This window comes from Paenibacillus sp. FSL R7-0216, from assembly GCF_037969915.1.
GTDB classification, from domain to species: Bacteria; Bacillota; Bacilli; order Paenibacillales; family Paenibacillaceae; genus Fontibacillus; species Fontibacillus rhizolycopersici.
The window spans coordinates 1-10,000 of the sequence record NZ_CP150222.1; the positions used below are offsets into that span (position 1 = coordinate 1).

Annotated in this window: 8 protein-coding genes (1 of these 8 cut by a window edge); 7 read left to right on the plus strand and 1 reads right to left on the minus strand. The window is 50.6% G+C overall.

Annotation, left to right across the window (positions count from 1 at the left end; translation table 11 throughout):
- From dnaA to gyrB, 6 genes are all read left to right on the plus strand, one after another.
- Nucleotides 1-1,347 carry a chromosomal replication initiator protein DnaA gene (dnaA, locus tag MKZ15_RS00005; RefSeq protein WP_193417635.1) on the plus strand — a complete coding sequence of 449 codons (1,347 nt, stop codon included), beginning with the start codon at nt 1-3 and terminating at the stop codon, nt 1,345-1,347.
- A 352-nt stretch (nt 1,348-1,699) separates the two neighbouring features.
- Nucleotides 1,700-2,842: a DNA polymerase III subunit beta gene (gene dnaN / locus MKZ15_RS00010; protein WP_155604517.1), complete on the plus strand. Its 1,143-nt coding sequence runs from the start codon at nt 1,700-1,702 to the stop codon at nt 2,840-2,842.
- A gap of 31 nt (nt 2,843-2,873) precedes the next feature.
- Nucleotides 2,874-3,098: a S4 domain-containing protein YaaA gene (gene yaaA / locus MKZ15_RS00015; RefSeq protein WP_155604516.1), complete on the plus strand. Its 225-nt coding sequence runs from the start codon at nt 2,874-2,876 to the stop codon at nt 3,096-3,098.
- Between the two features lie 58 nt (nt 3,099-3,156).
- Nucleotides 3,157-4,269 carry a DNA replication/repair protein RecF gene (gene recF, locus MKZ15_RS00020; RefSeq protein WP_213624178.1) on the plus strand — a complete coding sequence of 371 codons (1,113 nt, stop codon included), beginning with the start codon at nt 3,157-3,159 and terminating at the stop codon, nt 4,267-4,269.
- A gap of 16 nt (nt 4,270-4,285) precedes the next feature.
- Nucleotides 4,286-4,534, plus strand: coding sequence for an extracellular matrix/biofilm biosynthesis regulator RemA family protein (locus MKZ15_RS00025; RefSeq protein WP_155604515.1), 249 nt, complete (start codon nt 4,286-4,288; stop codon nt 4,532-4,534).
- Between the two features lie 41 nt (nt 4,535-4,575).
- On the plus strand, nt 4,576-6,480 hold the full coding sequence (gene gyrB / locus MKZ15_RS00030) for a DNA topoisomerase (ATP-hydrolyzing) subunit B (protein ID WP_167521151.1): 1,905 nt from the start codon (nt 4,576-4,578) through the stop codon (nt 6,478-6,480).
- Nucleotides 6,481-6,558: 78 nt separating this feature from the next.
- Here the strand turns inward: gyrB and MKZ15_RS00035 are convergent, their stop codons facing one another.
- Nucleotides 6,559-7,350, minus strand: a complete 792-nt coding sequence (locus MKZ15_RS00035; RefSeq protein ID WP_339818890.1) for a YheC/YheD family protein — start codon at nt 7,348-7,350, stop codon at nt 6,559-6,561.
- 336 nt (nt 7,351-7,686) lie between these two features.
- Between MKZ15_RS00035 and gyrA the strand changes: the two genes are divergently transcribed.
- A protein-coding gene (gene gyrA, locus MKZ15_RS00040; RefSeq protein ID WP_155604512.1) for a DNA gyrase subunit A crosses the window boundary here: on the plus strand, nt 7,687-10,000 show its 5' portion. Its footprint extends 209 nt past the window's final position; 2,314 of the gene's 2,523 nt are visible here — the first part of the coding sequence; the start codon lies at nt 7,687-7,689; its stop codon lies off the right edge, out of view.

The following is a 10,000-nucleotide window of genomic DNA, read 5'->3' on the forward strand; positions in this document are numbered from 1 at the left end:
GTGGACAGCCATACTTCGGAAATATGGCAACATATCTTATCCATCATTAATACGAAATTGAGTAAACCTAGCTTTGACACCTGGTTTAAAGCAACCAAGGTGGTCTCCTTGACCGATCAAACGATCGTGATCTCCGCTCCGACCACGTTCGCAGTGGAATGGCTGGAGAGCCGCTATACCAAACTGGTGGCCACCACCGTTCTTGAGGTGATCGGCAAGCAGGTCGACGTCTCCTTCGTGATTGAGGAGTCGGCCCCGCCCGAGCAAGCTCAGGTTTACAAGGAACCTCCCGCTCCCGTCCCAAGCGAGGAAAGCGTTTCCCATATGCTTAATCCGAAGTATACGTTCGACACTTTCGTTATCGGATCGGGCAACCGGTTTGCCCATGCCGCCTCCCTGGCGGTTGCCGAGGCGCCGGCGCGGGCGTACAATCCACTGTTCCTCTATGGTGGTGTGGGACTGGGCAAGACGCATCTGATGCATGCGATTGGACATTACATTTTGGAACACAGCCCCAGCAGTAAAGTCGTATACATCTCCTCCGAGAAATTTACGAATGAATTCATCAACTCCATCCGGGACAACCGCGCGGAAAGCTTCCGCAACAAATACCGCAACATCGATATTTTGCTGATCGACGACATTCAATTTCTCGCCGGCAAGGAATCAACCCAGGAGGAGTTCTTCCATACGTTTAACGCGCTGCATGAGGAGCGCAAGCAAATCATTATCTCCAGCGACCGACCGCCGAAAGAGATTCCAACGCTTGAGGAGCGGCTCCGCTCCCGGTTCGAATGGGGACTGATCACCGATATCCAACCGCCGGATCTCGAGACCCGGATCGCGATTTTGCGGAAGAAAGCCAAAGCGGAAAACCTCGATATTCCGAATGAAGCGATGATGTACATCGCGAATCAGATCGATACCAACATCCGCGAGCTGGAAGGCGCGCTCATCCGCGTCGTCGCCTACTCTTCCTTGATCAATCAAGACATCACAACCCATTTGGCCGCCGAGGCGCTGAAGGATATCATTCCTTCCAGCCGTCCGAAGATGATCACGATCCAGGACATCCAGCAAAAGGTCGGCGATTACTACAATTTGAAGCTGGACGACTTCAAGGCGCGCAAACGAACCAAGGCGATTGCGTTTCCGCGGCAAATCGCTATGTATCTAGCCCGAGAGCTGACCGATTTCTCGCTGCCGAAGATCGGCGACGCATTTGGCGGGCGCGACCATACGACGGTCATTCACGCCCACGAGAAAATCACTCAGCAACTGAAGGCGGACCAGGAGCTATTCAAAATTGTGAACAACATTACCGAAAAAATAAAAAGTGCTACCTGAATAAGGGATAAGCCTATGCACATGATATTCACATGTGGATAGGCTTCATTTCATATTGATTTGGTTGTTATCCACATATTCAGTGCCCCTACTACTTCTTCTAATCTATTAAAAGATATATACATCTTCATAAACGGCGGACAAGCCACCGGTTCGGGGAACCTCTTCCAAGCCATCTTGTCCAGTCCAAAGAGGAAGAGAGTTTGGATTGCCTCAACCGTACATACCTCTAGGTTATGCTTCGGAGGCCATGAATATGACGACTCAAGGGCTTCCGAAGTGATGAAGTGAGTTTAACTGCAATGATAATCATAGAAGCGTATGCTTCATAAAACGTTTAGGAGTTGAATTTATGAAAATCCGTATTTTGAAACATGATCTCAATGAATCGATCCAACACGTGTCCAAGGCCATTTCGAGCCGGACAACGATTCCGATTTTGACCGGGATCAAGCTGGATGTGAACTTTCAAGGGATGACCCTGACCGCCAGCGATACGGACATTTCCATCCAGGCCTTTATTCCGGCTGAGGATCAAGAGAAGCAAATCGTTCAAGTGGAACGTCCTGGTAGTGTTGTCCTGCCAGCAAAATTCTTCGTTGAAATTATTAAGAAGCTGCCTTCCTCCGAGATCGAAATGGAAGTGCAGGATGGGTTTCAAACCTTCATCCGCTCCGGCTCAACCGATATCCAAATGGTAGGACTTGATCCAGAGGAATTCCCTGTACTGCCTAGCATCGAAGAGAATCAGGTCATTTCGATTCCCGGCGATTTGTTGAAGAATATGATTCGCCAAACGGGCTTTTCCATTTCAACGAACGAAACCTCGCCGATTCTGACTGGGGTATTGTGGAACCTGGCGGATAATCAGTTTAAATTCGTAGCGACGGACCGTCACCGTTTAGCCAGCCGGATTGCCGGACTAGACGACGCGGATGGCGTACGTTTTAGCAATATCGTTATAGCCGGTAAAACCTTGAGTGAGCTCAGCAAGATCATTCCTGATCAAAATACACGCGTCGAGATCGTCGTCGCCGACAATCAAGTCTTATTCAAGATCGATCGCGTGTTGTTCTATACTCGCATTCTCGACGGAACTTATCCGGATACTTCCAAGATTATTCCGACCACTTATAAAACAGAACTCGTCCTGGATACCAAGAAGCTAAGCGATTCGATCGACCGCGCTTATTTGCTTTCCCGCGAGGAGAAGACGAATATCGTTCGCCTGCAAACGATGGAAGACGGGACAATCGAAATTTCCTCTAGCTCCTCCGAGCTCGGTAAGGTAACCGAGCAACTGGACGTGGCTCAGTTCACAGGCGAGCCGTTGCGTATTTCCTTCAACTCGAAATACATGCTGGATGTGCTCAAGGTCGTAGAAAGCGAACAGCTGCACATCGGATTTACGGGTGCCATGAGCCCCATCATTATCAAGCCGGTGGACGACAGCCAGAGCCTTTATCTGATCCTGCCATACCGGACTACGAACTAGTCGTTTCAAAGAAAAAAAGGAGCAAACGCCAATGAAAATAATTTCCATCTCGAGCGAATATATTAAACTAGATTCTTTCCTGAAGCTGGCGGATTGTGTGTCCACCGGAGGGATGGCCAAGGCGATCCTGCAGGAAGGTGCTGTGAAGGTCAACCGTGAGGCGGAGGAGCGTCGCGGCCGGAAGCTCTATCCAGGCGATATCGTTGAGGTGGAAGGATGCGGATCTTTTCAGGTGGCGGGAGAACAAGCACCCTGAAGCGCTCTGCCCGGGGCCAGACTGCCAAAGACCCGCGGATGATGAGGGGGCTTAGAACGTGTTTGTAAATCGACTATCGCTGCAAAACTACCGCAATTACGGCACCCTTACGCTGGACTCTTTTGGCGCGGTTAATCTCATCATTGGGCGGAATGCTCAAGGGAAAACGAACTTGCTCGAGGCGTTGTTCGTACTCGCACTAACGAAATCGCACCGGACCGGCAAAGACAAGGAGCTGATTTCATTCGGCAGCGACCATGCCGTGGTGTCGGCGGAGGTAGAGAAGAAGTATGGTGCGGTACAACTGGAGCTTCGATTCACGTCGCAAGGCAAGAAAGCAAAGCTGAACGGTTTGGAGCAGCGGAAGTTGAGCGATTTTATTGGAGCCATGAATGTCGTCATGTTCGCTCCTGAGGATTTGGAAATCGTCAAAGGAACTCCCGGGGTAAGGCGCCGGTTCCTTGACATGGAGATCGGTCAGGTTCAGCCGAGCTATCTCTATCATCTTCAGCAGTATCAGAAGGTGCTGATCCAACGTAACAATTTGTTGAAGCAGGCTTGGGGCGCTGGCCCTGAACTGACGACGATGCTAGACATTTGGAACGAACAGTTAGTCGAACATGGTGTTAAAATTATCAAAAAAAGGAAACAATTTATAAGCAAACTGCAAAAGTGGGCAGAGCAGATTCACGAGGGGATTACCGGAGGCGGTGAAACCTTGAAATTGGCTTATCTTCCCTCGTTTGGCGAAGCCGAAGAAGAAGATGAAGCTGTCCTATTGCGGCAATTTATGATAAAGTTATCACAAATGAAAGATCAGGAAATTCGCCGCGGCATGACGCTTTGCGGACCGCACCGCGATGATCTGTCGTTTATTATCAACGGCAATGAGGCGCAGGTCTACGGCTCCCAGGGTCAGCAGCGGACGACGGCATTATCTTTGAAACTGGCGGAAATTGAGCTCATCCACGAGGAAATCGGGGAGTACCCGATCCTTCTTTTGGATGACGTCTTATCGGAATTAGATCCTTACCGCCAAACCCAATTGATTGAGACGTTTCAGAGCAAAGTGCAGACGTTCATTACGGCTACAGGGATCGAAAGCATCAATGCGAGCCGGCTACAGGACGCCAGCATTTTTCATGTTCAGGAAGGACAAGTCCAAGGCTAAGGACGGAGGAAAACGGATGTATATTCATTTGGGCGGAGAAAAGGTGATTCTCTCTTCTGAGCTGATCGCCATTTTCGATATCACGATCGAGAAATCTTCAAAAATATCCAAGCAGTTCCTCAGCCATGCGCTTGAGGTAAAGAACGTGGTGCGCATCGGCGAAGAGGAACCGAAGTCGATCGTCGTGACCCAGAAGGAGATCTACTACTCGCCGATATCCTCCGCAACGCTGAAGAAGAAAGCGAACGTGATTTTGGCGGTTTAGCCTTGAGTTTGATTCTAGAGAAGTAGGTGAAGGCATTGTCAATGAACGAACAAACATATGACGAGAGTAATATTCAGGTGCTTGAAGGTTTGGAAGCGGTGCGCAAACGGCCGGGGATGTACATCGGTTCGACCAGCGCACGGGGCCTGCATCACTTGGTATGGGAAGTCGTAGACAATAGTATCGACGAAGCGCTGGCCGGCTATGCGAACAAAATCGACGTCATCGTTCATCATGATAACAGCGTAACGGTCATCGATAACGGCCGGGGGATTCCGGTTGGTTTGAACGAGAAGCTGCAGAAGTCGACGCTGGAAGTCGTTATGACCGTGCTTCATGCGGGCGGGAAATTCGGCGGCGGCGGATATAAGGTATCCGGGGGCTTGCACGGGGTTGGCGTTTCCGTCGTGAATGCTCTGTCCACTAAGGTCATTGTCGAAGTTAAGCGGGATGGTCATGTGTATCAGCAGGAGTACCATCGCGGTGCACCCCAATACGATGTACGAGTGATCGGGGATACGACCGAAACGGGAACGAAGACGAGATTTTATCCGGATCCGGAAATTTTCACTGAGACGACCACCTTTGATTACAATACGCTGTTGACGCGGGTTCGGGAATTAGCCTTTTTGAACAAAGGCATTAATATCACCATTGCCGATGAACGTACCGATCACAGTGATTCCTTCCACTACGAAGGCGGGATCATGGAATACGTCCGTTTCCTGAACAATAATCGGGAAGTCCTTCATGAGGATCCGATTTACGTCGAAGGACAACGGGACATGATCCAGGTTGAAGTTTCATTGCAATATAACGACAGCTATACGGAAAATATTTATTCTTTCGCGAACAATATTCATACGCATGAGGGTGGAACGCACGAGTCCGGCTTTAAGAGCGCCCTGACCCGGATCATCAATGATTACGCCCGCAAGACCGGTATGATCAAGGATAATGATTCGAACTTGACCGGGGATGACGTCCGTGAAGGCTTGACGGCCATTATTTCCGTTAAAATTCCGGAACCGCAGTTCGAAGGTCAAACGAAAACCAAGCTGGGCAATAGCGAGGTACGGGGTATCGTAGAATCGCTATTCGCCGAGAAGCTGCAGGAGTTCATGGATGAGAATCCTTCCGTGTCCCGGCGGATCCTGGAGAAGTCGCTGCAAGCTTCGCGGGCACGAGAAGCCGCTCGTAAAGCCCGCGAGTTAACGCGGCGCAAGAGTGCGCTTGAAGTCAGCGCTTTGCCGGGCAAACTGGCCGACTGCTCCTCGAAGGACGCTTCGATCAGTGAACTGTACATCGTCGAAGGAGACTCGGCGGGCGGATCGGCGAAGCAAGGACGGGATCGCCACTTCCAGGCGATTTTGCCGCTGCGCGGGAAGATTCTGAACGTCGAGAAAGCACGGTTGGACCGGATTCTCGGCAATGCTGAGATTCGGGCGATCATTACGGCGCTTGGCACCGGGATCGGCGAGGAATTTGATATCGGAAAGGCACGATATCATAAGATCATCATCATGACGGATGCCGACGTCGACGGTGCGCATATTCGCACGCTGTTGTTGACCTTCTTCTTCCGCTACATGCGTAAAATCATCGAAGCGGGTTACGTCTACATCGCGCAGCCGCCATTGTTCAAAATCGAGCGCAACAAAGTGGTTCGTTACGCCGGCTCAGAGAAGGAACGCGATGAAATCATCGCAGAATTTGGCGAAGGCGTTAAAGTCAACGTACAGCGGTACAAAGGTCTGGGTGAGATGAACGCTGAACAGCTCTGGGAAACAACGATGGATCCAGAGAGCCGCACGATGCAGCAGGTATCGATTTCCGACGCGATCCAGGCGGATGCGATCTTCGATACGCTGATGGGCGACAACGTGGAGCCGCGGCGTGATTTCATCCATGAGCACGCGAAATACGTTAAGAACCTCGATATCTAAGCATTTTAATAGACGCCCTATAGAAAAGGCTGTTCTAACTAGCCGGGATTCCCCTGGCTAAGTCGGAACAGCCTTTTCCTATTTCGCTTTGGCAGATTTGTCTTTTAACCGTCCGTAAGCGACGGCGTAACGCCGGATTTTTTGGTACACCTCTTTCGGATGCAGCATTTTGAAGGGAAATAGGGCCGGCTTCGTATTGATTTCAAGAATCCAGATTTGATGCTGCTCGTCAATCGCGATATCCAAGCCGATTTCCTTAAGTTTGGGGAATTTACGAGCCAGTTGGACCGCCGCCTGTACGCCAACCGATTTCATTTCCTTGTATTTCTCAGTAAATTCCTTGGGTGTCAAATAGGACCCTAGCAAATCCTCGATTAACATGACGCTGCCGCCCCCATGATAGTTGGTGATGACTTTTTGCTGTGCGGCAATCCGCCCGATAAACCCGGTGGTTTCCCAGGTCTTATTCGGTGTTTGCTGCACGAGGGCGCGGATATCAAACCTGCGGCGGCGGTAAGTGAGCAAATGGATGCCTTTTTGGATCAGGTAAGGCTTTGTCCCGATCTTCCCGGTTAACGCGGCGTGCAGCTCCTCCAACGTTGGATGCAGTTCATATTCAATTCCGTGCCGGAGCTTATATTGGAGCGGGCTGTCCGGGTTAAGGTCATCTTTCCATAGCTCGATACTCATGACGCCGATGCCATAGGTGCCGTGATCCGGTTTGACGAAGACATAACCGTACGCCACCAGCATATCCCGGAGATGCTCAAAGGAGTATTTTCGCGTATCCGGAATGTATGGACGAAGGGATTCCTTCTGGCGGATCACTTTCGTTTTCTCCCACTTGCTTGCGATACGTTGGATCGTCAAATCGTTTATCCTTCCTTTCTTTCGGGCCGTACGGTCCGTTCTCATCCGTGCGAAAAACATAGGACAGAAGAGAAAAACAATGGTATAATTATAAGATATGGGGATTTTATAAGCTTTTCAGCGATTCCAAGAAAATGCCTATATCCGTAGTGTATGAACGTATGATTCGATGGGAGTGGACACATCCCTATTTTTTTGCTGTCTATATGGATCGTGTACTTAAGACCGGTCACGTTTAATTGAGCTTGATTTGTGAAAGTAATATAATGAAAGTGGCGGTTTTTCGGGCTTTTTCCCATACGAAGGCACGTGGATAGATTATGAAGGAGGTCCAGCATGGCGGAAGAAAAATTCTCTCAAATCATAGATCGGGACATTAATGTGGAAATGCGCGAGTCCTTTATGGATTATGCCATGAGCATTATTGTCAGCCGTGCGTTGCCGGATGTGCGAGATGGTCTGAAACCGGTGCATCGACGCATTCTCTATGCGATGTCCGATTTGGGGATGCATCCGGACAAACCGTTTAAGAAGTCGGCGAGGATCGTCGGCGAAGTTATCGGTAAGTATCACCCCCACGGGGATTCCGCCGTTTACGAGACGATGGTGCGGATGGCACAGGATTTCTCGATGAGATATATGCTCGTCGAAGGCCATGGCAACTTCGGTTCGGTTGACGGTGATATGGCCGCGGCGATGCGGTATACCGAAGCACGGTTATCCAAAATCGCAATGGAAATGCTGCGTGATATCAACAAAGAAACCATCGACTTCATGCCGAACTACGATGGGGAGGAGCATGAACCGGTCGTACTTCCTTCCCGCTTTCCGAACCTGTTGGTCAACGGGGTGTCGGGGATTGCGGTCGGAATGGCGACGAACATTCCGCCGCACAATTTAGGAGAAGTGATCGACGGAGTTCATGCTTTGATCGAGAATCCGGAGATCAGTTCGCTGGAATTGATGGATTATATCAAAGGTCCGGATTTTCCGACGGCAGGTTATATTCTGGGTCGCTCGGGGATCCGTCAAGCGTATACGACAGGTCGCGGCTCCATTACGATGCGAGCCAAGACCACGATTGAGGAACACAACAACAAAGCGCGTATCGTGGTAGAGGAGCTCCCTTATCAGGTCAATAAGGCCCGTTTGGTTGAAAAAATCGCTGAGTTGGTCCGCGAGAAGAAGATCGACGGCATCACCGACTTGCGCGACGAGTCCGACCGTACAGGGATGCGCGTCGTCATCGAGCTTCGCCGGGACGTTAATCCGAACGTCGTACTGAACAATTTGTACAAGCATACGGCGCTGCAAAGCACGTTTGGCATTAATATGCTGGCAATCGTCAACAATGAACCGAAGATTCTGACGCTGAAGGACGTTCTGAGTCATTATCTGAAGCATCAGGTGGAGGTTGTTCGCCGGCGTACGGAATTCGATTTGAAAAAAGCCGAAGCCCGGGCGCACATCCTGGAAGGCTTGCGGATTGCCTTGGATCATATCGATGAGGTTATTGCCTTGATCCGGGGATCCAAATCGGATGAAGAAGCCCGCGAAGGCTTGATGACTCGTTTTGGACTCAGCTTCGAACAGGCACAGGCGATTCTCGACATGAGACTCCGCCGTTTGACCGGTTTGGAACGCGAGAAGATCGAAGACGAATATAACGAATTGCTGCAGAAGATCGCTGAATATCGTGAAATCCTGGCCAACGAACACCTTGTGCTTAAGATTATCGGCGAAGAGTTGCAGGAAATCCGTGAGAGATTTGCTGATGAACGTCGTTCGGAAATTACGATCGGCGAAGAGAGCATTCTTGACGAGGATTTGATCCCACAAGAAGAAGTGGTCATTACGATCACGCATACCGGCTACATCAAACGGTTGCCGGTAACGACGTACCGTAGCCAGAAGCGGGGCGGACGGGGCGTTGTCGGGATGGACACCAAGGATAATGACTTCGTGGAGCATCTGTTCGTAACGAACTCCCATCATTATCTGATGTTCTTTACCGACCGTGGGAAGGCTTACCGGCTCAAAGCGTATGAGATTCCAGAGCTGGGCCGTACTGCGCGGGGGACGCCAATCATCAACCTGATCCAGATCGAGCAGGGGGAGACGGTCAACGCGGTAATTGAGGTCGAACGCTTTGACGACGATAAGTACTTGTTCTTCGCCACGAAGAATGGCATCGTAAAGAAAACGCCGATCGAAGATTATATCAATATCCGCAGAGGCGGTTTGATCGCGGTTAACCTGCGCGAGGATGATACGTTGATCGACGTGAAGCTGACCTACGGTAATGAGGAAGTCATCATGGGTACAGCTCAAGGCATGTCGATCCGGTTCCCGGAAAGCGATGTACGCTCGATGGGCCGGGCAGCTACCGGGGTCAAAGGCATCACGTTGGATGACGACGACGCGGTTATTGGCATGGACGTGGTCATTCCGGACCAAGACGTGTTGATCGTTACTGCCAAAGGTTACGGCAAGCGGACGCCGGTTTCGGAATACCGCTCGCAAAGCCGCGGCGGGAAAGGGATCAAAACGATTAATGTAACGGACAAGAACGGGACGGTTGTCGGACTCAAGGTCGTTAAGGATGACGAGGACCTGATGATCATTACCGCGAGCGGTACGTTGATCCGGA